At 38.2% G+C, this 595-nt stretch carries 1 protein-coding gene; it reads right to left on the bottom strand.

Going from position 1 to position 595, the window contains the following annotated elements:
• Window positions 1–451 (bottom strand): TRAM domain-containing protein (locus AB5935_RS12640; RefSeq protein WP_368327450.1); only part of this gene is annotated, 451 nt, incomplete at its 3' end.
• Window positions 452–595 lie beyond the last annotated feature (144 nt).

Below are 595 nucleotides of genomic sequence, written 5' to 3' on the forward strand. Positions count from 1 at the left end.
CCTTTACCTCTTCATCTGTCAGCCAACGTTTGTTAGAAAACGTAAATTCCAATTTGTTGCGATAAAATTCCGTTTTTTCCGACCCCATGATAGGTGAAATTTCCGGCAATTCAATCTTGCCGATACGGGTCAGGTTATCCGTCACCTGCTTTTGCTTATACTTTATTTGTTCTGTGTATGGCAGACACTGCCACTTACAACCACCACATACACCATAATGCTGACAGAAGGGTACTGCACGCACAGGAGAATACTCATGGAATTTCACTGCCACAGCTTCTGCATAATGATTTTTCTTACGTTTTACCTGCAAGTCTACCACATCACCGGGTACTACATAAGGCACAAACACTACCAAGTCATTCACTTTCGCCAAAGCTTTTCCTTCGGCAGCTACATCTGTTATCGTTACCTTCTCTAATAATGGAAGTTCTTTCTTCTTTCTAGCCACTTTTCCGAATAAGTTAATTTGGGGACAAATTTAAGCATTTTCCCCGAATATACCCCCATAAATCGAAAGATATTAAAATTGTAAAGTAGAAATTACAATTTCTGCTAATTTTTTTCAGTAAATAGTTTGGAGATAAATAAAATA

The organism is Phocaeicola sp. RTP21198st1_B8_RTP21198_201120 (assembly GCF_040929485.1).
Lineage (GTDB): Bacteria > Bacteroidota > Bacteroidia > Bacteroidales > Bacteroidaceae > Phocaeicola > Phocaeicola dorei.